This is a genomic window from Oceanibaculum pacificum, assembly GCF_001618175.1.
In the GTDB taxonomy this organism is placed as follows: domain Bacteria; phylum Pseudomonadota; class Alphaproteobacteria; order Oceanibaculales; family Oceanibaculaceae; genus Oceanibaculum; species Oceanibaculum pacificum.
Window position 1 is genome coordinate 1 of the sequence record NZ_LPXN01000109.1, and the last position, 23,213, is coordinate 23,213.

The window sequence follows — 23,213 nt, forward strand, 5'->3', positions numbered from 1 at the left end:
CCCTCCCCCCTTGCGGGGGAGGGGGGGTGGGGGGTATGCCGCCGCCCATCTGATGTTACGACATCACGCCGATCTGCCAGGGCACGAATTCGTAGCGCCCGACGCCGAGCTCCTCGCTGCGGCTCTTCTGGCCGGAGGCGGTGTCGAGCAGCAGCTGGAAGATGCGCTCGCCCATTTCCTGCATCGAGGCCTTGCCGTCCATGATCAGCCCGCAATTGATGTCCATGTCCTCTTCGAGGCGCGTATACATCGGCGTGTTGGTGGCCAGCTTCAGCGAGGGCACCGGCTTGGCCCCGAACATCGAGCCGCGGCCGGTGGTGAAGGCGATCAGGTTCGCCCCGCCGGCGACCTGGCCGGTGGCGGAGACCGGGTCGTAGCCGGGGGTGTCCATGAACACCAGCCCCTTGGCCGTCACCGGCTCGGCATAGCGGTAGACCTCCATCAACGGCCCGGTGCCGCCCTTCATGGAGGAGCCCAGCGACTTCTCGAAGATGTTGGCCAGGCCGCCCATCTGGTTGCCGGGGCTGACCACCCCGTTGATCTGCGTGTCGCGGCCCTTGTTGTAATCGTCCTTCCACCAGCGGATGCGCTCGATCAGCTTCTCGCCGATCTTGCGGTCGACCGCGCGGCGCGTCAGCAGATGCTCGGCGCCATAGATTTCCGGCGTTTCCGACAGGATCGCCGTGCCGCCATGGCGCACCAGCAGATCGGCCGCCGCCCCCAGCGCCGGGTTGGCGGTGATGCCGGAATAGCCGTCCGAGCCGCCGCATTGCAGGCCGACCGTCAGATGCGCGGCGGAAACCGGCTGGCGGGTCACCTGGTTGGCTTCCGGCAGCATCGCCTTCACCGCCTCAATGCCGGCCTCGATGCTTTTGCGCGTGCCGCCGGTCTCCTGCATGGTGAAGGTCTTGAGGTTGTCGCCGACCTCCAGGCCCTGTTCCAGCATCAGCCCGGCGATCTGGTTGCGCTCGCAGCCCAGGCCGACGACCACGGCGGCGGCCAGGTTGGGGTGGCGGATATAGCCGGCCATGGTCCGCCGCAGCAGGCTCATCGGCTCGCCGCTCAGCTCCATGCCGCAGCCGAGCTGGTGGGCGAAGGCGACCACGCCATCGACGTTCGGATAATCGGCCAGCCGCTCCGGCGTGAAATAATCGGCGATGCCATGCACCACCGTGGCCGAGCAATTCACCGTCGAGACAATGCCGATATAATTGCGTGTCGCCACCCGTCCATCCGGCCGCACGATGCCCATGAAGGTCGCGCGCTCGGCCTCCGGCAGCAGCTCGATCGGCCGGTATTCCTTGGCATAGGCGTAATCGCGGTCGAATTCCTGGAACAGGATGTTGTGGCTGTGCACCATCCGCCCCTGGGGAATATCCTCCGCCGCGAAGCCGATGGTGGTGTTGTATTTGCGGATCGGTTCGCCCTTGGCGATGGCGCGCGCGGCCAGCTTGTAGCCGGCCTTGGCGTCGTCCAGGGCGGTGAAGCCCTCCTCGACGACCGGCATGCCGGCAGTGACGGGAATACGGGCGACGACCACATTATCGTCGGCATGCAGGCGGATGACCGTGCCATCCATTCTCTTCGCGGGCTGAGCGTTCATCGATGCATCCACTTGGCGAGGCGACAGGCCAGTCTAGCCATCGCCGGCGATTTTGGAACGATCTTCGCTGCATCCCGACCGCGCGCCGGGCGCAACCCGGTGTTTAATCCTCGATCCTGCCGCCACGCAGGCGCTTCACGCCGGCCCGGCGGGTCTTGCTCTCCAGCCGGCGCTGCTTGGAGCCCAGGGTGGGGCGGGTGGCGAGGCGGGATTTCGGCTGCCGCCACGCCTTGCCGATCATCTCCGCCAGCCGTTCCAGCGCGTCGCGGCGGTTCGCCTCCTGGGTGCGGAAGCGGTTGGCGGTCAGCACGATGACACCGTCCTTGGTGAGGCGTGCGCCGGCGATGCCGGCCAGCCGCGCCTTCACCCGCTCGGGCAGCGAGGGCGAGGCGCGCATGTCGAAGCGCAGCTGTACCGCGCTGGCGACCTTGTTGACATTCTGCCCGCCGGGCCCGCCGGCGCGGATGAAGCTCAGTTCGATCTCCTCCGCCGGGATGGTGACGGGGCCGACCTCGATCATGATTTCTTCAGGCGGCGGCGCTGATCCGCGAGCTCCTGATCGGTCAGGATGCGCTCGCCCAGCGTGACGCTGCCGACCAGGCAGCGGCTGCATCGCCCGGAATCATCCACCAGCGGCAACACCAGCCGCTGCCAGATCTGGACGTCCAGCCAGGGGGCGGAGCGATGCTCGGTGAAGAGCGGGGCCTGGCGCAGCCAGGCCGCCCGGTAGCCGACGCGGTAGAGCAGCGATGCCGGGGTCTGCACCTCCCGGTTCATGTCCGACACCCGCCAGCCGGTCCAGTCGCGCGCCGCATGGCTGGCGACGTTGGTGCCATAGACCCGGTAGCGCGCATCGAGGCCGTCGCGCTCGATATCCAGCAAGATCAGGTTGCCCAGGGTAGGGATGAGGTCGAGGCAGTCGATCTGATCCTGATGCGCCACCGCCGCCGACCGTTCCTCGGCCAGCTTGCGCCAATGCTGCAGCAGGAAGGCCAGCTTCGCATCGGCAAGCTGGTCCGGCCGGGTGATCCAGGCGATGCGGAGGACCGATTCGCCGAGCCGGGCCAAAGCCGGCTCCGGTATGTCGCCGGCATGGTCGAGCAGGCTTCGCGCGCCGGCCTCGATCATCGGGTCGGTCGGGTCCAGCCAGGGCTGATCGTTCGGCATCGACATCATCTAACGAACTCGCGGATGCGGAGATATCGGGTCGAACCTGGATGAGGATGCGATCCAAGGCGACGAAGCCAAAGATAGGGCGGTCCCATAAGAAACCGACCCCATTCTTACAACAAATCCATAGATTGAAACTATTAGAATTTATCCAATCTTCGGTTAGTATTGCGTGTCTGATGGCGAGGTTTAATGAACGTCGGTCACGCCAAGCTGCGTACTCTTTACGATTTCTGGCTTAAGAAATCGGTAACGTCCGTTCTGCCTGCGCGAAGTAATTTTCTTCCGGAAGAGTTTTGGCCCTGGATAGGCCACATCGCCATTGTCGATATCGAGCGCCCCTCGCTGCGCCTGAAATTCGGCCTGTTCGGCGCGGCCTTCGTCTATGTCAACAATGTCGACATGACGGGGCGCTATGTCGACGAGGCGATGCCGACGACGATCCGCGACGTCATCCTGGACGATTACCACCTCTGTCTGGAAACCACCGCGCCGCTCTATATTCATCGGCAGAGCGTAAACCGGGAATGGACCTCGATCCACCGCCTGCTGCTGCCTTGCGCGGAGGATGGCAGAACGGTCGATAAGATCATCACCGGCCTCTATACCGAAGGCGGCGCCGCGCAATTCTCCGGCCTCTGAGGCGTCCTTGACGAGGCGCGATGGCACCCATGCCGTCGCGCCCCGGTGTCGCGCGCGACAATCCCGGTTTATGATCCTGGCAAAGCCATAACAAACGGGAGGAATGTCGTGAAAGGGATCGTATTCGCCGGAGACCGGAAGCTGGACTTGCTGGATTTCGCCGACCCGACGCCGGGGCCGGGCGAGGTGGTGCTGGAGATCATGGCGTCGGGCATGTGCGGCAGCGACCTGAAATTCTACCGCACGCCGGGCGGCGCGAAGGCGCTGGGCTTCAAGATGCAGGACGGGCCGATCATCGCCGGGCATGAGCCGTGCGGCGTGGTGGTCGCGGTCGGCCCCGGCGTGCCGGAGAAGCAGGCCTGGGTCGGCATGCGGGCGATGCAGCATCATTATCGCGGCTGCGGCGTGTGCCCGCATTGCTCGACCGGCTGGATGCAGCTCTGCGTCGATGGCGTGGCGGAGGTCTACGGCGTCACCGGGCATGGCGCGCATGCGCGCTACATGAAATGTCCGGCGCGCACGCTGGTGGCGCTGCCGGAGGAACTGTCCTTCAAGACCGGGGCCGCGATCTCCTGCGGCACCGGCACTGCCTGGGGCGCGCTGCAACGGCTGGGCTTGCAGGGCGACCATACCATCGCGATTTTCGGCCAGGGGCCGGTGGGCCTGTCGGCGACGCAACTCGCCGCCGCGATGGGGGCGCGGGTGATCGCGCTCGACACCAGCCCGGAAAGGCTGGCGCGCGCCGTGGAATTCGGCGCGGATGTCGTCATCAACCCGAAAGAGACGCCCGATGTGGTGCAGGCGATCCGCGATGCGACCCACGGGCTGGGCGCGCATCTGTCGCTCGACGCCTCCTCCGCGCCGCAGGCCCGCGCGCAAGCGGTGAAATGCGTGCGGACCTGGGGCAAGGCCTGTTTCGTCGGCGAGGGCGACGGGGTGACGCTGGATGTCAGCAACGATCTGCTGCGCCGGCAGGTGACGCTGATCGGCTCCTGGACCTTCTCCACCATCGGCCAGGCGGATTGCGCGCGTTTCATCGCCGACCGGAAGATCGATGTCGATCACCTCTTCACCCATGAATGGACGCTCGACCGGGCGGTGGAGGCCTACCAGCTGTTCGACAGCCAGACCACGGGCAAAGGGGTGTTCCTGCCAGGCTAGGACGGCTTATTGGGTGGCTTTCGCCGGCGCCTTTTCCTCGCTGCCCGGCGGCATCAGCATGGTCTCGGCATCGGTCAGCAACTGGCGGCAGCTATCCGTCTTGCCTTCCTCGTCGGCCTTGATGGCGGATTCGATGATGACGATCGCCTCGCGGCGGGAATTTCGGTCGGCGATCCAGGAATCGCGGGGCATGGCGGCATCTGTGGCGCCGGTGACGTCCTTGGTCCCCTCGTTCTTGGTCTGCAGCACCACTTTCGCCTTGTCGTCGACCACGCGCTGGTCCGCCTGCTCGGCTTCCACCAGAAGCTCCTTGGCGCGCTCGCTGCAATCGGAGGCTGCGGCGATTCCGGGCAGCAGGGTCGCCGCGACGGCGGCGGCGACGAACCAGGATTGGCTGTACATGCGAATTCTCCCTCTCGGTTATATCGGAAACAACAGCCGGGCATGGCATTAGGTTCCCGGCCCGGCGATCCGCCCCTTTCGGCGGGGAGGGGAATGACGCTATGGTTAGCGCCTGCTTTCCCTTCCCGCCGGGGCCCTTGACCGCATGCCGCTCGCTTCCCGCCACATCCCGACATGAACCTGCTGCGCCTGCTGTCCATGGCGCCGGCCCAGGCGTCCGATCGGGACCCTGTCCTCGCGCCCGACCGTCCGCCCTATCGCCTGCTGGCGCTGGGGGGCGCGTCCGGCGTGGCCAGCGTGGTCATTCTGGCGATGGTGAACAGCGCCGCCGAAGAGATCATGCGCGAGGGCGCCGATTCGGTGGATTGGCTGCTGGCGGGCATCACCGCTGTGGCCTCCATCGTGTTCCTGTTCAGCCAGATTTGGCTGATCCGCGACACGGCGGCGCGGCTTGAGGGCGGGATCGACCGGATGCGCGCCCGGCTGCTGGAATTGCTGCGCATCGCGGATTACCGCCAGCTCGAACAGATCGGCCAGGCGCAACTGTTCCAGAACGTCACCCAGAACAGCCAGGTGATTTCGCAGAATTCGCATCTGGTGGCCATCGGCCTGCAATCCCTGGTGCTGATCGTCGCCGCGATGGCTTATCTGCTGTGGCTGTCCACGCTGGCCTTCTTCCTGGTGGTGGCGGTCATTGTCGTGGCCGGCGGAATCTATGCGGCCATGGGGCGGGATCTCGGCGCCGAATATGCCCGCAATATGGGCAATGAGGAGCGGCTGTTCGAAACCGCGACCGACCTGTTGGACGGCATCAAGGAAGCCCGCATGTCCAGCGCGCGCAGCCACGATCTGCGCGCCAGCTTCGCCCAGGTGGCGGCGCAGACCCGGCAGACGGCGCTGCGGGTGCATGGGATGGTCTTCCGGCAATTCATCTTCGGCGAGATTGCGATCTACTTCCTGCTTGGCGTCGTCGTGTTTCTGGTGCCGCTCTACACCCAGAAGATCAGCGGCGACGTGCAGCAGGTGACCACCACCGTGCTTTTCGTCGTCGGCCCGGTCGGGCTGGTGCTGCAGATATGGACCATGCTGATGTCGGCCGAGGCGGCGGCGACGCGGATTTTCGCGCTTGGCGAGCAGTTGGCGGCGATCTCCGACCCGGCCCTGGCGACGCCGATGGAAGCGGGGCTGCCCGCCGCCTTCAAGGAAATCCGGCTGGAGCAGGCGCGCTTCGCCTATCCTGCGCCGGCGGGCGAGGCGCCCTTCATTGTCGGCCCGCTCAGCTTCACCATTCCGCAGGGCAGGATTACCTTCATCACCGGCGGCAACGGATCGGGCAAATCGACCTTGATCAAGCTGCTGACCGGCCTGTATCGGCCGCAGGGTGGGGAATTGCTGCTCGACCGCCGGCCCATCGTGGCCTTCCGCTTGCCGGCCTATCGCGAGATGATTGCCACCGTCTTCTCCGACTATCACCTGTTTCGCCGGCTTTATGGCGTGCCCCTGGTCGATCAGGCGGAGGCGGACGAACTGCTGCGCTGGTTCGAGCTGGATGGCCGGGTGGCGATTCGCGACGGCGCGTTCGACACGGTCGAGCTGTCGGTGGGCCAGCGCAAGCGGCTGGCGCTGATCGTCGCCCTGCTGGAGGATAAGCCGATCTACGTGTTCGATGAATGGGCGGCCGACCAGGACCCGCATTTCCGCGCCAAATTCTACCGCGAGATTCTGCCGGCTCTGAAGCGCCGCGGCATGACCATCATCGCCGTCACCCATGACGATCACTATTTCGACGCCGCCGATCATCGCGTGCATCTGGAAATCGGCCAGGCGCGCATCGTCAATGGCGAAGGGCAGGGCTGAGCCATGTTGATCTTCAGCCTGTTCCGGCGCGAAGCCCAGGTCGATCCGCGCGCCATCCTGTTCTTGTCCGCTCTGGCGGCGGCGGCGACGGTGATGATCCTGGCCGTCGTCAACCTGGCCGCCGAGGAAGCCAGCCGGGGCGAGGTCAGCCTGCGGCTGGTGCTGCTGATGGTGTGCGGCGGGTTGCTGCTGGCGCTCGCCACCAATCGCCTGACCACGGCAGCGGCGGAAGAGGTGGAGCGCATTGTCGAACGCCGCCGGGTGCGGATTTTCGAGGATATCTGCCGGGGCGACCTGAAGCTAATCGAAAGCGTCGGGCGTGGCCGGCTCTACACCGCCATCACGCAGAATCTGCAGAGCATATCGCGCAACATCCCGTTCGTGGTGATCGGCTTGCAGCAGGCGGTGATGCTGGTTTTCGTCGGCGCCTATCTGGCCTGGCTGTCGCTGATCGCTTTCGCGCTGTTCATGGGCTTCGCCGTCCTGGCCATGCTGGTGCATCTGCAACGGCTGCGGGCGGTCGACCGCGCGACCCAGCAGGTCGCCCGCGAGGAGACCGAGCTGGTCGGGCGGCTGCGCGATATTCTGGACGGCTTCAAGGAAGTGCGCATGAGCGGCCGGCGCGCCGATGCGCTGATCGCCGAGGCGCTGCTGGTGTCCGACCAGGTGCGGGCGGCGAAGGTGGGGTTGAAAGGGCAATGGGCGAAGGAATTCGCCGCCGTGCAGCTCGCCTTCTATCTGCTGGTCGGGCTGATGGTCTTTGCCGTGCCGCTGTTCACGCAGAATTTCCACACAGTGGTGATGCAGGCGACCACGGTGGCGTTGTTCATGATCGGCCCGATCGGCGCGCTGGTGCAGACCATTCCGTCGCTGAGCGATTCCGAGGCAGCGATGCAGGAGATCGAGGCGTTGACGAGCGCCCTGCGCCGGCAGATCGACGGGGAGCTGGACGAGGCGCGCGATCCGCTGCCTGGACCGGTGCGCGAGATTGCGCTGGAGGCCGTGAGCTACAGCTATGGCCAGGCCTCGCGCAACGATTTCCGCGTCGGGCCGTTGAACGCGACCTTCGCGGCCGGGCAGATCAGCTTCATCACCGGCGGCAACGGGTCGGGCAAATCGACCCTGCTGCATCTGCTGACCGCCCTGACGCCGCCGGATGCCGGGGCGATCAAGGTGAATGGGCAGGCGCTGGCGCCGACCCAGCGGCAGGCCTACCGCGATAATTTCTCCACCGTGCTGTCGGATTACCATCTGTTCCGCGAACTCCACGGCGTCGGGCAGCCGGATGCGGCGCGGGTGGCGGAACTGCTGGAGATGCTGCAACTGGGCGGCAAGGTCGCCATCGAGAATGGCGCGTTCAGCACCACCGATCTGTCGCAGGGCCAGCGCAAGCGCCTGGCGCTGATCGTCGCCGAGCTGGAGGACAAGCCGGTGCTGGTGCTGGATGAATGGGCCGCCGACCAGGACCCGCATTTCCGCCGCATCTTCTATGAAACGCTGCTGCCGGCGCTGAAGGCGCGCGGCAAGATTGTCATCTGCGTCACCCATGACGACCGGTGGTTCGGCGTCGCCGACCAGTTGCTGCATATGCGCGATGGCCAGATCGATAACCAAGGGGGCGACCAGGGCGACGATAAGGCCGGCGGCCCTGGGCCGACGGTCGGCCGGCAGGATTAATGGCCGGCGTTCATTACTTTTTTGTCACCCGGTCCGGCGTGCGGGCGGCGCATGGATGGTGGCTATTGCGCGCTCCGGACGGCATAATGGGCGCGGTATTCGAAAGGGGCTCAAGGGGCTGATGGTCGCACAGGATTCAGTCGAAGAGGACGAGGCGCCGAGACGCGATCTGTTCCGGCGCTACGACGTCTATGTGCTGGGCTTCCTTATCGTCCTGGTGATCCTGGCGGCGCTGCTCTGGCCGTTGATGGTGGTGACGATCCGCTCCGGCGAGGCCGGCGTGCAGTTCCGCTGGTTCAGCGGCACCGAACGGGCGGAGGTGTATCAGGAAGGCACGCACCTCATCCTGCCCTGGAATACGATGTATATCTACGATGTGCGGCTGCGCACCGAGGAGCGGCAATACAAGCTGCTGACGGATACCGGCCTGCCGGTCGATCTGCGCGTCGCCGTGCGCTACCGGCCGGATGTGCGGATGCTGCCGCTGCTGCATGTCGCGGTCGGGCCGGACTATGTGAACCGCGTGATCTTCCCGGAAACCGAGGCGGTGCTGCGCCGCGAGGTCGGCCGCTACAGCCCGGAGGAAGTCTATACCAGCGCGCGCGGCCTGCTGGAGAAGATACTGATCTCCACCCTGGCGCAGACCGAGGATCGGTTCGTGCTGATCGACGAGGTGCTGATCAAGTCGGTCGAGCTGCCCGAGCAGGTGCGCGAGGCGATCGAGCGCAAGCTGGTGCTGTCGGAGCAGGAGAAATCCTACGTCTATCGCCTCAGCATCGAGACCAAGGAGGCGGAGCGCAAACGCATCGAGGCGGTCGGCATCCGCGACTATCAGAAGACCATCAGCGAGACGCTGACCGACGATCTGCTGCGCTGGCAGGGCATCCAGGCGACCAAGGATCTGGCGGCGTCACCGAACGCCAAGACGGTTGTGATCGGCGGCGGCGGCGACGGGCTGCCGGTGATCCTGGGCGGTGCGGACCGCTAGGGGGATCATGGCACGCAGGACAAAATTCCGGATTCTCGGCGGGATTGCCTGCCTGGCGCTGCTTCTGGCGGCCAGCCTGGCGCTGCGGCTGCACGAGGAGCGCCGCGAGGCGGCGACCAAGGCGCTGGTCGCCGTCGTGGTCGGCAATCAGCAGACCAATGCGGATTTCCTGAACGGCATCCATATGGCGGTGGAACGGGTGAACGAGGAGGGCGGCCTGCTCGGCAAGACGCTGATCGAGCGCACCTATCCGGAGCCCGCCGGCAATCGCGCCCAGGGGGAGCTGTCGACGGTGCGCAACGCGATGGATCTGGCCGCGCGGATCGTGGGCGAACCCGGCCTGGTGGCCGTCATCGGGCATAATTCCAGCGACACGGCGATTCCCGCGAGCAGCGTTTATGACGAAGCGAGCGTGCCGTTCTTCGCCACCCATGCCACCAATACCTCGCTGACGCGCGGCAGTACGCACCATGTCTATGGCCTGCTGCCGAACGACCAGGTCGCCACCGCCTTTCTGGCGCGCTATGCGCTGACCGGCGGGATGCGCAACTTCGTCGTGCTGGGCGACATTTCGGAATATGGAAAGGAAAGTTCCGATTATTTCGCCGCTGCCGTCACCAGTGCCGGCGGCAGCATCGCCTATAAGGGCCTGATCGAGCCGAGTGTGCGCGAGGTCAGCACCCTGGTGCTGATGCTGCTCGACAATAACGCTTTCGATATGCGCTCCGTGGACGGTATTTTCGTCGTCGGCTGGCCGCCCGAGAGCGTCGGGCAATTCGTGAAATTGGCGCGCCAGGTGGGCATCCTGACGCCGATCCTGGGCACCGATTCGATCATCAGCGCCGATGTCGCGCGGATCGCCGGGCCGGCGATGAAGGATGTGGTCGGCATCTCGCTGTTCGATCCCGATTCCTTTGATGCCGAGGCGACCGCCTTCACGGAGAATTACCGGCAGCGCTTCGGCGCGATGCCCAGCAACGATGCGGCCGTGGGGTACGATTCGGTTCGGCTTATCGCCGCCATCGTGCGGCGGGCGGGAAATTTCGATCAGATTAATTTTTCCAATACCGCGCGGCTGATGCGCTACGACCGCCCGTTTCGCGGCGTGACCGGGCAGATTACCTTCAATACCAGCGGCATGATCGCCAATGCCACGCTCTATGTGGTCCGGCATGACGGCAAGGCGTTTAAAATCGCCTCCCGCTACAGCTATAATGATGAGATGTTTGCGGACCTCACCAGTACGATCCGGGCGGCGACGCCCAGCTTCCGGCATAAGGGGATACGGGAATGATGTGGCCAGCCTTTAGCCCCGTCGGGGTGCTGTTGTGGATTATCGCCAGCTGGATCATCGGCATATTGGGGCGCAACCGCCGCTTCGGCTTTGCCGGGAATTTCCTGGTCGCGTTCATTTTCACCCCGGTGGTCGGGCTTCTGGTGCTGCTGGCCTCGGATGACCGGGTGCCGGCAAAGACCTACAGACCGCGCTGAGCGCCCTGCGTGCCGGACATGAAAACGGCCCCTTGCGGGGCCGTTTCGCGTTTGTGAACCGGGGCGCGGATCAGGCGGCCGCGGCCACCGTTTCCTTGGTTTTCGCCTTGGCTTCGGCGGCCATCGCCTTGCCCTTCTCGAACTGCTCCTTGTAGAACGCCTTCACATTGTCGGTGTTCATGTCGAAGATGGTGCCGCCCTCGGCATAGTGCTTGTTGAACACCTGGCCGATGGCGTAGGTCGAGGCGCCGGCCATGACCGGCAGCGACATCATGGAGGCGGCCCAGCCGATCACCGGCACCACCTTGATCAGGCTGGCGGCCATCGCGCCGACGCCGTAGCCGACCACGCTGCCGCCGAGCGACATCAGGATCGAGCGGACGGCGCCTTCGGAGAACGGCTTGCCATGCAGATGCGACAGCTTCTGGATCATCCGCAGCTGGATCGCGGTGACCGCGGCGATGTCGAACAGCGGCATCGGCACCGCGCTCGCGGCGACCGAGGCGACCATGTAGCTTTTGATCAGGTTGCTGCTGGCCAGCGTGATTTTCAGCGTGTCCTCGGAGGCCGGCGTGGCGGTCGAGGGTTCGGTGGTGTCCGTTTTCGCAGTTGCCATCGGGCTCTCCTTGTTCAAACGTCGGGATGCAACTCAGTCACATTCTGTCAGGCGACGCAAATACTATATAACCATTGTACGCTAAAGGAGAGCGCGTACCCATAACAATAAAATGAAATCAAGTTAATGTGCGGCCGGCCGTTGCGGCAGCGGCGGCAGGCTTCTGTGCAGGAACACCAGAAGGGCCAGGATGGTCGCGACCTCGCCTGGGGTGAACACCACGGAATAGACCAGCGAGCTGATCAGCATATAGATCACATAATCGCCCAGCGCGCCCAGAAACGGGTCGCCATAGCCCTCCATCCGCGCGGATTGGCGCAGCGCCGCCAGATAGGCGGCCAGGATCAGCCCGGCGCCGACGACGCCATACTCGAAGATCACGCCGAGCCAGCCGATATCGGCCAGGAAAAACTGCGCGTTGCCCAGGATGGTGTGCAGGTTGGTGACGCTGATGCGGGTCACCGAACCGGCGCCGAAGATCAGCGCCAGGTAATTGTTGGAAATGAAATCCAGCGCGGTGCTGACCGAGACCTGCCGGATATCCAGCGAGGCGCCGAACATCGCCTCGACGCGCGCCAGATACGGCCCGAAGATCAGCGCGATGGCGGCCAGCCCGGCCACCACGCCGGCCAGGATAAGCGCCGTGCGGAGCCAGCCGCTGGTGGCGCGCAATGCTATCAGCCCGACCACCAGAGCGGCCGAGCCGATCACCGTGCGCTGCTTGAATATCCACAGCAGCAGCAGGAAGCACAGGATCATCGCCGCGAACGCCCAGAATTCCCGCCCGAGAAAGGCGCGCCGGGCCAGGTAGAACACGAACAGCAGGCCGAAGAACATCGGCATGAAGATGCGGTAGCCGCGCTCCACCTCATACAGCAGCAGCTTGGATTCCTGCGGGTCGGAACGGTACAGCTCGGCCGGCATGCTCAGCCACAGCAGCAGCATGATCACGAAGGTCGCGATGCCGAGGCCGATGACGACGCGGCGGATTTCCCGTGGGTCCGGCCGGGTCATCAGGAAGAAGCCGAGGGCCGAGAAATAATACAGGAAGGGCAGGGTCTTGGCCGTGGTGGCGAAGGCGTCGGCGAAGCCCACCGGAAAATAGATCATCGCCAGCAGCGGCGTTAGCCCCAGCACATAGGCCAGCAGGAAGCCATAAAGCGTGCGCCACGGCATGCGTTCGCGAAACAGCGCGTAGAGCGCCAGCGGCGCGGTCAGCAGCGGCCAACCTTTCGACAGGAAATAGAGCGGCGGCACGTCGATGAGGTAATGGAAGGTCTGGCCGAACATCGGCAGCACGATCAGCAGCAGCAGGATGGTGCTGCGCTCCCGCACGCTGGCGCGTTCATTGGCGACCGCCTGGGTGATCAGCACCCGGCCCCGGCGCGGTTGCGCCAGCACGCTCATCGCGGCTGCTCGCCGCGGCGCGGCAGGTGCCGCCTGGCCGCCGGCGCCAGCCGGGCGCGCACCGCCATGCCGAGCAGCGGCAGGGATTCGATGAACACCCGGCGGAAATGCGTGCGCGGCGACAGCAGCAGCCGATGCAGCCACTCCAGCGCGGTGCGGCGCATCCATACCGGCGCGCGCTGCGTCAGCCCGGTGACGAAATGCAGCGACCGGCCGATGCACAGGCCGGTGCCGACGATATCGCCGCGCTCCTTCAGCAGCCGGGCGAGAATCTCGCCGCGCGGCTGGCCAACCGCCAGGAACACGTAGCGGCTGGGGTGGCCGGCGACGAATTCCAGGCAGGCCCGTACCGCCGCCGGATCCTTGATGAAGCCCATCGGCGGGTTGTGCAGGGCCAAGTGCGTCAGCCCAAATTGCGCGACCAGCCGGCGCTCCAGCTCCGCGTCGCCGCCGATGACGCAGATCGAATCGTCGGGCCGGATATGGCGGGCGAACAGGGCGGCGGTGAGGTCGCTGCCCGCACAGCTCGGTAACGTCAAGCCGAACAGATGGCGGCCCAGCAGCCGGACCACCTGGCTGTCGCAGGTGCGTATCCAGGCCGCGTCATAGGCCGCCTGTAATTCCGGCGCGCCGTTATGCAGGGCGACCATATGCTGGGCGTTCGGCGTGACGATATAGGCGAAGGGCGCGCCGGCCGGCCGCGCCGCCACCAGCCGGGCGGCGCCCTCGACATCCAGATCGGCCAGCTTCACGCCCAGGAACCAATCCTCGGGCACAGGCGTGTCGAACGGGGCGAGGGCGGCGCTGTCGGTCATGGAATCGGCGTCTGGTCGCGATAGATGCTGTAGGAGAAGTTGGCGCTGCGCTGGAACGGCAGGACCTGGTTGATGAACTGGTCGATCCAGAGATTGATCTCGGAGATCGTGGTGCGCGGCACATAGATGATGTCGCCGGAGAAGAGCGGCACGCTGTCGCCCGGCGCCGCGGTCTCCAGGAACTGGCGGGCATTGACCGTGCGCAGCATCGGCCGGCCCGTCGGGTCGCGGCGGATCAGCACCACCTCGCTGGTCCGCGCCGTGTCGCGGAAGCCGCCGGCCAGCAGCACGCCCTCCATCAGCCCGATGCGGCCGTCGATACGGTAGACGCCCGGCGTCGTCACCTGCCCGCCGACATAGATACGCGCCGACGTCGCCTGGATCAGCGAGGCGTTCACCACCGGTGTGCGCAGCCATTTGGCGGCCGCCTGCTGGATGCCGGCGTTCAGCTCCGGCAGGGTCTTGCCGTCGGCCAGGACGGCGTCGGCGACGCGCAGCGAGATGCGGCCGTCCGGCGCCACCAGCACCTCCTCATCCAGCTCCGGCGTGAACAGGTAGCGCACCTGCAGCTTGTCGCCGGGGCCGATGCGGTAGGCCGGCACCGCGTCGGTCCAAGCGGCGAAGCCTTCGGGCTTGTCGCTCTCCTTGGCGACCGTCAGCGACTGCTCGGTGCTGCAGGCGGCCAGGGCCACCGTCAGCAGCAGCGCGGCGAGGGTGCGGATTACAGCCATTGGTAAATGAACCTCGGTACGTAGAAGCGCCGGCCGGTGAAGATGAAGCCCAGCAGATCGCCGCCGACATCCAGCATGCTGTCGCGCAGCTGCATGGCCGCCATCGCCCGGGTTTCCTCCGCCTCCAGCACCAGGATGCTGGCATCGACCAGGGGCGCCAGGCGCTGCGCCATCGGGCCGCCATGCATCGGCGGGGCGGCCAGCACGATCATGTCGTATTCCTTTTCCATCGCCTCCAGCGTGGCGCGGATCGCCGGCAGCGGCGCGCGCAGATTGGACAGCACGGAATGGGTGGCGTTGCGGCTGACCGACAGGCCCGGCACCGTGGTCTGCGCGATGTCGATCTCCTGCACCTGCACCGTCGGGCCCTCGGCCAGGCCGAGCAGGCCGGCAACGCCGTCGCCTTGATCGATCAGGTCGACCACCAGCACTGTGCGCCCGTGATTGAGCGCCACTTCGGCGGCCAGCGCGGCGTTGACGGTGAGGAAATCGCGCTGCCGCATGTCGCAGGTCAGTTGCAGGCTGCGCAGCGCTTCGCCGTCGATCCGCACCTCGGTCAGGCGGGCCGCCAGCAGGGCGATGGAATCCTGCGCCCGGCGCAGCGCGTGCTCCGGATCGGAATCGGATACCGAGGCCAGTTCCGGCATGCCGAGCCGCCGTTCGGCCTCGGCCGGCAGGATGAAGACTTGGCGGAAGCGGGTCGCCGCAAAGCCGATCGCCCCGGCGAACAGCAGCCCCGCCACCAGGCCGGCGGCCAGGAAGCTCGGCATCCGGGACTGGCCGATGACCGGCGGCGCCGCCCATTGCGAAATCCGCACGCTGGCGTCCTTATTCTGCGCCGCGACCTCCTCCATCCACACCGCCTCGCTTTGCAGCGTGTAATCGCGGTGGATCGTCTCCAGCAGGGCGCGGCTGCGCTCCAGCTCGCGCAGCTGGATGTCGGCCTCGCGCATATTGGCCGCGTTCGCCTTCGCCTCGGTCAATTGACCGTCGAGCTGGAGCAGTTGCTTGTCGATGGCGCTGGCCTCGATCTCCAGCTGCATCAGGTGGCTGAGCAGGAAATCGTGGGTCGGGTTGCGCACCTCCCGGTTGGTCGTATAGACCGGGTTGTTCTGCATATCCATCGACTCGCGGACAACGGCGATCTGCCGCTCGATATCCTTCAGCGGCGGATAATCGGGCTGGTAATGCTGGCGCATCTGGTCGCGCTGCAGCATCAGCTTCAGCAGAATGTTGCGGTCGTCATTGTTCGAGGAATTGTTGGTCGTCTCGACGTAATCGAAGACACGCGGCGGCGTCGCGCTCAGCTTGGCGCGGGTGTCGTCGATCTGCGCGCGCAGCGCCACGCCGCGTTCCTCGGTCTGGCGCTGCCGGGCCAGCACGGTGTCGATCTGGTTGGCGGCGAGCAGCACTTCCTGCTCGATATTCACGATGTCGTACTGCTTCTTCACCGCCTCGATCTGATTGCTGACCCGCTCCATCTGGGCGCTGGTGCGCGTCAGCTCGGTGGTCAGCAGGGCCATGCGGGAATTATCGTAAATCTCGCGCCGGCGGTTCAGATACACTTCCAGCAGCTCGTTGATGACGCGGGACGCGATATCCGGCACGCCATGACGGAAGGTGATCCGCACGATGTTGGAGGCGGAGGCAGGGTCGGCGCTCAGCCGCTCGCGCACCATCTCCGTCGCGCGGCCGACACGGTCGGATTCGGGATAGGCCGGCAGCAGGCCGAAAAAGCGCCGCTCCGCCAGTTCGGGGAACAGGATCGTCGGCCCCAGCCGGTTCACCATCTCGCGGATCACCGCCGGGCTGACCAGGATGTTGATTTCCGATTCAACCGCCTTCAGCCCGTCGACGGATATGACGCTGGGCACCAGAGATCCCAGCCCCTGCGCGCCGGCATGCTCGCGCGAGATCATCACCAGCATGCGGCCTTCGGCGGTGTATTGCGTCTCGGTCTTCCAGGCGGCGGCCACGCCGATGGCGAAGACCAGCAGGAAGGCAAGCACGATCAGGCGCCAATTATAGAAGGCCAGCACGCTGATATCGCGCAGCGTGAAGCTCTGCCGGCCGGTCTGGTCGCTGGCGACGTAGTTCCGGCTATCGGGGCCGATCAGGTTCAGGGTGCTCATCGATCGCTGTCCGGCACCGGCGCTGGACCGTTGGGATGCACGGCGACAAGATTGCCGAATTCGGAGCCGACCTCCGCCACCTCCACCAGCCGGCCGTCGCGGAAGCGGCGGAAACCGTAGCCATGCGCCTGCAAGGCGCGCCAGGCGGCGTCGTTTGGACCGGCGCCCTCGGTGCCGGTCTTCACCAGCGTGGTGTTGATCTCGAAAATCACCATCGGGTGGAAGCGCTCCAGCGTGCCCGCCGCGCCGGCGATCACCATCGGCTCCGCGCCCTCGACATCCATCTTGATGCAATCGACGGCGGTGAGGCCCAGACGCTCGACCAGGCTGTCCAGCGTCTCGGTCTTCACCGTTTCGCCCTCGGTCGCCATGGCGCTGCCGATCAGCGAGTAGGCCTGCGGGTCGTTGCCCAGCGGCACATGGTGCAGCACCGCCTCGCCATTGCTGTCGGACAGCGCCTCGCGCACGATCCGCACCTGGGCGTAGTCGTTCAGCCCGACATTCGCGGTCAGCCGGTCCGCCGCCTCGGTGCCGGGCTCGACGGCGATCACCGTGCCGCGCGGCCCGGTCAGTCGCGCCGCCTTCAATGTGAACAGGCCGATATTGGCGCCGATATCGATGAACACGGAGCCGGGACGGACCAGCCGGTCCAGGTGCCGCAGCTCCGGCTCGCACCAGTCGCGCAGCACGTAGCAGCTGACCGAGGTGTAGCGCAGGTCGGACGGCACGCGCATCTTCTCGCCGCCCGCCGCGGTCAGCGGAAAGACGGGCGAGGCGCCGCGCGCCACATGCAGTGCCCAGGCGGCGCTGCGCCAGGTCATGGCGAACGGTTCGGCGCGGAAGCCGGGATGGCCGATCAATCGTTTAAGGCGTCGGAACAAGATCGAAATCCATCCTATTGATTTGGTTTGTTCAAGGTAGATTTTCGTGGCAGTCCGGCAAGGTTAGTTGCCGGCAGATCATGCGCACGACGCTTTGCGGGTCCGGATTGTGCGGCCCGGTTTCTCCCTGCGGTATGCCCGACAGGGAATAGACCATCAACCCGCCCTGCGGGTCGCGCAGCACCTGGCCGGCGAGCCGTTGCAGCGTCTCCAGCCGGTCCGGGGCGGGATGCGGCACCCGCAACCCCATGAGCAGCGGTCCCGGCCAATGCTGCCGGTAGGCCGCGAAGGCCCGCCAGGGCTCGAAGCTCTCGCCCGCGTCGTAGGCCATGATGGAAACGAGATCGAGCGCCTGCGCCTCCGGCGCGCGCAACAGCGACAGCGCCATGCCGGTATAGGGGCTGCGCGGCTGGGCGTCGGCGTGCCGGCCCTCGCCATAGGCGCCGACGCTCCAGCCGGAGACCGCCAATATCGCCGGGCGCGGCAGGGCCGCCCGCAGCCGGGACACGACGCTGCGGAACAAGGCGTCGCTGGCGCAGCGGATGCGGCCGCCCGCCTCGGGCCGGCAGCCGGGCTCGGTCGGTTCGAAATCGATATCCAGCCCGTCCAGCGCCAGATCGGCCACCAGCCGGGCCAGCGCCGCTTCGTTCAGCCGATGCCAGTTGGTATAGGTCGCGCCGCCGACCGACAGCAGGATGCGGGTGCCCGGCTGGCGTTGCTGCAGCAGCCGCACCGAATCCCGCAACACCTTGCCGGAATAGGGATATTGCAGGCCGGTGCCGGCCAGTTCCAACGCCCCCAGATATTGTGCGTCCGGCCGGGCGAAGGCCAGGGCGACCATGTTGACATAGCCGGGCAGGGCGGCCAGCCGCGTCGCCTGCGCGCTCACCGCCGGCACTTCCCACCAGCTTTCGTGATAGCCCATCACGATGCGCGCCGGCAGGGCGGAGTCCGCCCACGCCGCCGGTGCGCTCGTCAGCAGGGCCCAGGCCAGCAGCACGCGGCTCAGAACACATCGCGTCCCGCCATGCCGACGGTCAGGGTCTGAACCATGATCTTCAGATCGAACCATACCGACCAGTTTTCGATATAATAGCTGTCGAGATCAACGCCCCGTTGCGCTTTTTCCAGCGTGTGGATGCCGCCGCGCATGCCGTTGATCTGCGCCCAGCCGGTGATTCCAGGCTTGATGCGGCTGCGCATGGCGTAGCGGCGTACCGCTTCGGCATAGGGCGCGTCGCTGACCAGCATGTTCGGCACATGGGCGCGCGGGCCGACGATGGACATCTCGCCGCGCATGACATTGATCAGCTGCGGCAGCTCGTCGATGCTGCTGCGACGCAGGAAATTGCCGACCCGGGTGATGCGCGGATTATGCCGGTCGGTGCCGCGCGTGCCGTCGTCGCTGGGGTCGACCGTCATGGTGCGCAGCTTGTAGATCATGAACGGCTTGTTGTTCAGCCCCAGGCGCGGCTGCTTGAAGAAGACCGGGCCGGGCGAGTCCAGCTTGATCGCCAGCGCCGCCACGGCGACGATCGGCGCGGCCAGCACCACGCCCAGCGCGCCGATGCTGTAATCGACCGTCAGCTTCAGCAGCGCCATCGAGCCCTTCAGCGGTTCGCGCATCAACTGCAGCACCGGCATGCCGGCCAGGTCGCCGCCCTGCGGCAGGCGCAGATTCAGCCGGTTTGGGCGGATTGGCAGCACGATATCGGCGGAGATCATCTGCAGCCGCTCCAGCAAATCGAACACCCGGCCTGCCGCTTCCCAGGGCAGGGCGATGGCGATCAGGTCGGCATCGGCAGTATGGATATAGTCGCGCAGGCTCTGGATATCGCCCTGGATCGGCATGCCGGCGATGCTGGCATCCTTCAGCCGGGCGATGCGGTCGTCGAAAATGGCGATGACGCGGTAGCGGTCGCGCCATTGCGGGGAGCGGATATTCTCAATGATCTGCTGGGCGATGTCGGTCGCGCCGACGATGATCACATCCTGCCGAAAAGCGCCCTGGGCGTGCAGGCGCTTGACCACATGCATCACCACCAGCCGGCCGGCGATCAGCAGGCCGGCGGTGCAGGCCAGCCAGAGCAGCAGCGAGCCGAGATCGGCGATGCGGTGATAGCCGAAGGCCCAGAGGATCGCCAGCTTGGCCACCGCCGCGACCGCCGTGGCGAACAGCAGCAGCGATATTTGCGGCAGCAGCCGGCGATAGCGCTCCACCCGGTAGCCGCCGGCCACGTCCAGCGTATAGACGAAGACCAGCGTGCCGATCACCGCGATCAGCAAAGCCGCGCCGGCCCGGTCGATCTCCACCAGCCCGAGCAGCGCGCCCAGGGCGATGGCGGCGGCCAGCAAGAAGATATCCCACAGCCTGACGAGACGGTTAACGAGGCCGTAGGTCCATTTCATCGGGCTCTATCTCCAAACGGGGGCAGCAGAGACAGCGACTATCTCGCAATAAAGTAAACAAAATTTTACGAAACTTTAGGCCGATTCGCTTTTTATGTGAATCCCTATGAATTTTTTTCCCGCAAAATAAATCGCCAAGAATAATAACTTGTTCCGATAGCCCCTTGGGCAAGGCTCAAACTTGCCACCAGGGCCGCCCCATTTATGCCCAAAGCGGGTATCAGCAATGCGCTCAGCACGATGCCGACCGCCAGTTGCAGCAAATTCAGGTTGCGCAGCAGCCGGTGGTGGCCGGTCATGCTGAGCAGCACGTCCTGGCAGGCCAGCAGGCAATTCACCGCCTGCCCGAGGGCCAGGATCTGCAAGGCCGTCGCCGCGATGGCGAAATCCGGCGAGATCAGGCCGAGCAGGCTGGCCGGGAACAGCAGCATGATGAGGATGGCGGGCAGCCCGACCCCGGCCACGCCCAGCCGCACCATCCGGTTATAGCGGCGCAACTCGCCAATCTGGCCCAGCCGGTGCAGGCCGGCGAAGCGCGGCGCGGCCAGGGTGCCGATGGAGATGATGACCACCCAGATCAGCATCGAAATGCGGCTGGCCATGGAGAAGGCGCCGACCGTGGCTGCTTCCGCGATCATGCCCAGGATCAGCACCGGCAGCGAGGCCAGCGCCACTTGCGTCACCTCCACCGTCAGCAGCGGCAGCGCGGTTTCCCACAATCCCGGCATCGGCGCGACGGCCGCGTCGCGCGGCTGGCGCTCGCGCAGCCTTGCGCGTTCGCGCAGCAGCAGGGCGAACCCCAGCAGGCAGCTTGCCGTCAGGGCGGCGGCCAGCACCAGGATCAGACCCGCGATATCGTCGATCCACAGGATCAGCGCGGCGAAGGTCAGCACCGGCCACAGCGCGTTCTGCACCAGTTGCGCCGCGACGCCCCGGCCGAAGCCGGCCAGCGCCGCGCCCAGCGAGAAGGCCAGCGTCTGCGGCACGATCACCGCGGCGCTCAGCAGCAGCGGAACGGCCAGGTCGGGCAGGATGAAGATATGCGCCGCCGCCGGCTGGGCGATCAGCGCGGTAAGGCCGGCCGCCGCCACCGCCGCCAGCGCGGTCAGGCCGAGGCCGTAGCGCAGCGCGGCCCGCGCCCGGGGGCCGTCGCCGACCGCCAGCTCGGCGGCGATATGCCGGGTCATCGCCTTGTCGAGGCCCAGCCGGGCCGCCGTCGCCGCCAGGCCGATCCAGGTGAGGCACAGGAAGAACAGCCCGGCATCGTGCGCGCCCAGCTTATGGCCGGCATAGACATAGAGGCCCAGCTTGCCCAGCGTCTCGATGCCGCGCATGCCGAGGCCGGCGCCATAATGCACCAGGCTGCGCAGCGAGCGGGCGGAGGGGGGCGGGGCGGCTGTCATGGGGGAGCAATCGTTGAGGCGGGGCGGCCGCTATGGTACGGGACGGTGTGGCGTTCACCAAGACGCCGTTCCGTTTATGCGCGGGAGACCTTCTTGCGGCGGCTGCTCCTGACCCTTCTGTCGATTCTGCTTTCGACCTGGCCGGCCATGGCGGCGGAGCAGGAGGATGCCGGCGGCCGCGCCGCCGATCGCGGGCCGCTCGATCTGCGCCTGGTGATTCACGAGCATTTCTCGGTCCGCATGCCGTTCGGCTGGTGGACCGGCCCGCCGGAGCGCAGCGGCAAGATTGTCTATATGGATGTGAACATCCCGGTCTGGTGGCGCGGCAACCCGACCGCCGAGATGCTGAATCTCTGCCCGCCGCGTCACAGCGTGATCTGGGACGAGATAAATCTGATGCGGCTGCGCCCGATCTCTCGCGGGCTGCCCTGGAGCGAGCATGAATGCCGGCGCTAGCGGCCTTGTGAGCCGCCCGCCCGCCCGCTAGGGTTGGATTTTAGTCGATTTGCATGCGATTGGGGTTGTTATGGCGCTTTCGGGGTTGAAGACCTTCCTGCAGAACGAGTGCCCCGGCCTGTTCGCCATTCTGGCCGATTGCCGCGACCGGGTCGCCCCGCGCTATGCCGAGCCGGAGCTGGCGCTGGTGCCGACGCTGGCGGAGCCGGGCGAGGCGGCCTTCGATGTCGGCGCCAATACCGGCATGTATAGCTACTGGTTGCTGCGCTGCGCGGCCGGCGTGACCGCGTTCGAGCCGAACCCGAAGCTGGCCGCGCTGCTGCGCCGCCGGTTCAAGGCGCGCATCGCGGAGGGGCGCATGGCGGTGCAGGCCGCCGCCGTCAGCAATGCGGCGGGCGAGACGCAGCTCTATATCCAGGAAGGCTATGAGGCGCTGGCCTCGGTCGCGGCCGAGGGGCATGGCGGCGGCACGGCGGTGACGGTGCCGCTGGTGCGGCTGGACGATTTCCAGGATCGCACGGTCGGCTTCATCAAGATCGATGTCGAGGGCCATGAGGTCGCAGCCGTCGAGGGCGGGCTGGGCCTGATCGCGCGCGACCGGCCGACCCTGCTGATCGAGGCGGAGGAACGGCACCATGCCGGCTCCATCGCGGCCTTGCGCGGGCATCTGGAGCCGCTGGACTATCGCGGCTTCTACCTGCAGGGCGGCGCGCTGCGGCCGCTGGACGGTTTCGACATGGCGCTGTTGCAGAACCGGGCGGCGTTGAACGAGGCCGGCACGCACCGGCTGCCGGGGCAGACCTATATCAACAATTTCATCTTCGTCGCCCGCCAGCCGGTGCTGGATCGCCTGGGCCGTCAGGTGCCACTGACGTAGGCGGCCATCTGGCGCACTTCCTCCTGCGCCTCCTCCAGCCGCCATTTCACCACGTCGCCGATGGAGACCATGCCGGCGACGGCGCCATCCTCCACCACCGGCACATGGCGGAAACGGTGCCGGGTCATCATCTCCATCACCTCGGAGATTGTCTGGTCGGGCCGGCAGGTGATGACCTTCGCCGTCATGATGCGCTGGACCGGGCCGTCCAGGCAGGAAGGCCCTTCGGCGGCCAGGGTGCGCACGATGTCGCGCTCCGACAGGATGCCGGCGATGCGCTTGCCGTCCAGGATCAGCACCGAGCCGATGCGCTTTTCCGCCAGCAGCTTCGCGGCGTCGGCGACCGATATGGCCGACGCGGCGGATACCACGTCGCTGCCCTTGGCTTTCAGAATGTCAGACACAAGCATGGCGATACTCCCTCCATTTTAGCGGTCGGGATGCGTCGCTGGCACCGGCCTCGCAAGCGATCGAACAGAGCGCCGGTGGCGCGAA

General features: G+C 66.3%; 23 protein-coding genes. 9 read left to right on the forward strand and 14 right to left on the reverse strand.

Going from position 1 to position 23,213, the window contains the following annotated elements:
• Window positions 1-55: 55 nt before the first annotated feature.
• From AUP43_RS10300 to AUP43_RS10310, 3 genes are all read right to left on the reverse strand, one after another.
• On the reverse strand, window positions 56-1,603 hold the full coding sequence (locus AUP43_RS10300; protein ID WP_067556237.1) for a UxaA family hydrolase: 1,548 nt from the start codon (window positions 1,601-1,603) through the stop codon (window positions 56-58).
• A gap of 103 nt (window positions 1,604-1,706) precedes the next feature.
• Window positions 1,707-2,123, reverse strand: a complete 417-nt coding sequence (arfB, locus tag AUP43_RS10305) for an alternative ribosome rescue aminoacyl-tRNA hydrolase ArfB (RefSeq protein ID WP_198154876.1) — start codon at window positions 2,121-2,123, stop codon at window positions 1,707-1,709.
• Window positions 2,120-2,779 carry a PAS domain-containing protein gene (locus tag AUP43_RS10310; protein WP_067556240.1) on the reverse strand — a complete coding sequence of 220 codons (660 nt, stop codon included), beginning with the start codon at window positions 2,777-2,779 and terminating at the stop codon, window positions 2,120-2,122. The genes arfB and AUP43_RS10310 overlap by 4 nt, the downstream gene beginning before the upstream one ends.
• A 186-nt stretch (window positions 2,780-2,965) precedes the next feature.
• Here AUP43_RS10310 and AUP43_RS10315 point away from each other — a divergent pair, with 186 nt between their 5' ends.
• Together AUP43_RS10315 and AUP43_RS10320 are read left to right on the forward strand one after the other, a co-directional pair.
• Window positions 2,966-3,415: a PAS domain-containing protein gene (locus AUP43_RS10315; RefSeq protein ID WP_067556244.1), complete on the forward strand. Its 450-nt coding sequence runs from the start codon at window positions 2,966-2,968 to the stop codon at window positions 3,413-3,415.
• A gap of 108 nt (window positions 3,416-3,523) precedes the next feature.
• Window positions 3,524-4,576: a zinc-dependent alcohol dehydrogenase family protein gene (locus tag AUP43_RS10320; protein ID WP_067556247.1), complete on the forward strand. Its 1,053-nt coding sequence runs from the start codon at window positions 3,524-3,526 to the stop codon at window positions 4,574-4,576.
• A 6-nt stretch (window positions 4,577-4,582) separates the two neighbouring features.
• Here the strand turns inward: AUP43_RS10320 and AUP43_RS10325 are convergent, their stop codons facing one another.
• Entirely contained in the window at window positions 4,583-4,978 is a 396-nt protein-coding gene (locus AUP43_RS10325; protein WP_067556250.1) for a hypothetical protein, read from the reverse strand.
• Window positions 4,979-5,152: 174 nt separating this feature from the next.
• On the opposite strand from AUP43_RS10325, the gene AUP43_RS10330 reads away from it, so the two are divergent.
• The 5 genes from AUP43_RS10330 to AUP43_RS10350 all read left to right on the forward strand — a co-directional run bounded on the left by AUP43_RS10330 (window position 5,153) and on the right by AUP43_RS10350 (window position 10,991).
• Entirely contained in the window at window positions 5,153-6,835 is a 1,683-nt protein-coding gene (locus tag AUP43_RS10330) for a cyclic peptide export ABC transporter (protein ID WP_067556253.1), read from the forward strand.
• Between the two features lie 3 nt (window positions 6,836-6,838).
• Window positions 6,839-8,512 (forward strand): cyclic peptide export ABC transporter, encoded by a 1,674-nt coding sequence (locus tag AUP43_RS10335; RefSeq protein WP_067556256.1) that lies wholly within the window; start codon window positions 6,839-6,841, stop codon window positions 8,510-8,512.
• 121 nt (window positions 8,513-8,633) lie between these two features.
• Window positions 8,634-9,500, forward strand: a complete 867-nt coding sequence (locus tag AUP43_RS10340; RefSeq protein WP_067556260.1) for a prohibitin family protein — start codon at window positions 8,634-8,636, stop codon at window positions 9,498-9,500.
• 7 nt (window positions 9,501-9,507) lie between these two features.
• Window positions 9,508-10,794 carry an ABC transporter substrate-binding protein gene (locus tag AUP43_RS10345; RefSeq protein ID WP_067556263.1) on the forward strand — a complete coding sequence of 429 codons (1,287 nt, stop codon included), beginning with the start codon at window positions 9,508-9,510 and terminating at the stop codon, window positions 10,792-10,794.
• Window positions 10,791-10,991 (forward strand): hypothetical protein, encoded by a 201-nt coding sequence (locus AUP43_RS10350; protein ID WP_157089311.1) that lies wholly within the window; start codon window positions 10,791-10,793, stop codon window positions 10,989-10,991. Before AUP43_RS10345 ends, AUP43_RS10350 begins: the two co-directional genes overlap by 4 nt.
• A 70-nt stretch (window positions 10,992-11,061) precedes the next feature.
• Here the strand turns inward: AUP43_RS10350 and AUP43_RS10355 are convergent, their stop codons facing one another.
• From AUP43_RS10355 to AUP43_RS10395, 9 genes are all read right to left on the reverse strand, one after another.
• The gene (locus AUP43_RS10355; RefSeq protein ID WP_067556269.1) at window positions 11,062-11,607 is read right to left on the reverse strand and encodes a YcjF family protein; all 546 of its coding nucleotides are present in this window, start codon (window positions 11,605-11,607) and stop codon (window positions 11,062-11,064) included.
• Window positions 11,608-11,730: 123 nt separating this feature from the next.
• Window positions 11,731-13,014, reverse strand: coding sequence for a hypothetical protein (locus AUP43_RS10360; protein WP_067556272.1), 1,284 nt, complete (start codon window positions 13,012-13,014; stop codon window positions 11,731-11,733).
• Window positions 13,011-13,829 (reverse strand): WecB/TagA/CpsF family glycosyltransferase, encoded by an 819-nt coding sequence (locus tag AUP43_RS10365; protein WP_067556275.1) that lies wholly within the window; start codon window positions 13,827-13,829, stop codon window positions 13,011-13,013. The genes AUP43_RS10360 and AUP43_RS10365 overlap by 4 nt, the downstream gene beginning before the upstream one ends.
• Entirely contained in the window at window positions 13,826-14,560 is a 735-nt protein-coding gene (locus AUP43_RS10370) for a polysaccharide biosynthesis/export family protein (protein WP_157089312.1), read from the reverse strand. The genes AUP43_RS10365 and AUP43_RS10370 overlap by 4 nt, the downstream gene beginning before the upstream one ends.
• Window positions 14,551-16,692 (reverse strand): GumC family protein, encoded by a 2,142-nt coding sequence (locus tag AUP43_RS10375; protein WP_067556278.1) that lies wholly within the window; start codon window positions 16,690-16,692, stop codon window positions 14,551-14,553. The genes AUP43_RS10370 and AUP43_RS10375 overlap by 10 nt, the downstream gene beginning before the upstream one ends.
• Window positions 16,689-17,573: an FkbM family methyltransferase gene (locus AUP43_RS10380; protein ID WP_067556281.1), complete on the reverse strand. Its 885-nt coding sequence runs from the start codon at window positions 17,571-17,573 to the stop codon at window positions 16,689-16,691. The genes AUP43_RS10375 and AUP43_RS10380 overlap by 4 nt, the downstream gene beginning before the upstream one ends.
• Before the next feature lie 31 nt (window positions 17,574-17,604).
• Window positions 17,605-18,573, reverse strand: a complete 969-nt coding sequence (locus AUP43_RS10385; RefSeq protein ID WP_232315037.1) for a glycoside hydrolase family 18 protein — start codon at window positions 18,571-18,573, stop codon at window positions 17,605-17,607.
• A gap of 5 nt (window positions 18,574-18,578) precedes the next feature.
• Entirely contained in the window at window positions 18,579-19,982 is a 1,404-nt protein-coding gene (locus AUP43_RS10390) for an exopolysaccharide biosynthesis polyprenyl glycosylphosphotransferase (RefSeq protein WP_084462717.1), read from the reverse strand.
• Between the two features lie 104 nt (window positions 19,983-20,086).
• Complete coding sequence (locus AUP43_RS10395; RefSeq protein ID WP_067556285.1) at window positions 20,087-21,385, reverse strand: oligosaccharide flippase family protein; 1,299 nt, start codon at window positions 21,383-21,385, stop codon at window positions 20,087-20,089.
• Between the two features lie 93 nt (window positions 21,386-21,478).
• On the opposite strand from AUP43_RS10395, the gene AUP43_RS10400 reads away from it, so the two are divergent.
• Entirely contained in the window at window positions 21,479-21,841 is a 363-nt protein-coding gene (locus AUP43_RS10400; RefSeq protein WP_067556290.1) for a hypothetical protein, read from the forward strand.
• Window positions 21,842-21,911: 70 nt separating this feature from the next.
• The gene (locus AUP43_RS10405) at window positions 21,912-22,718 is read left to right on the forward strand and encodes an FkbM family methyltransferase (protein WP_067556293.1); all 807 of its coding nucleotides are present in this window, start codon (window positions 21,912-21,914) and stop codon (window positions 22,716-22,718) included.
• Here AUP43_RS10405 and AUP43_RS10410 read toward each other — a convergent pair.
• Window positions 22,700-23,128: a CBS domain-containing protein gene (locus AUP43_RS10410; RefSeq protein ID WP_067556295.1), complete on the reverse strand. Its 429-nt coding sequence runs from the start codon at window positions 23,126-23,128 to the stop codon at window positions 22,700-22,702. The two genes, AUP43_RS10405 and AUP43_RS10410, sit on opposite strands and share 19 nt — an antisense overlap.
• Window positions 23,129-23,213 lie beyond the last annotated feature (85 nt).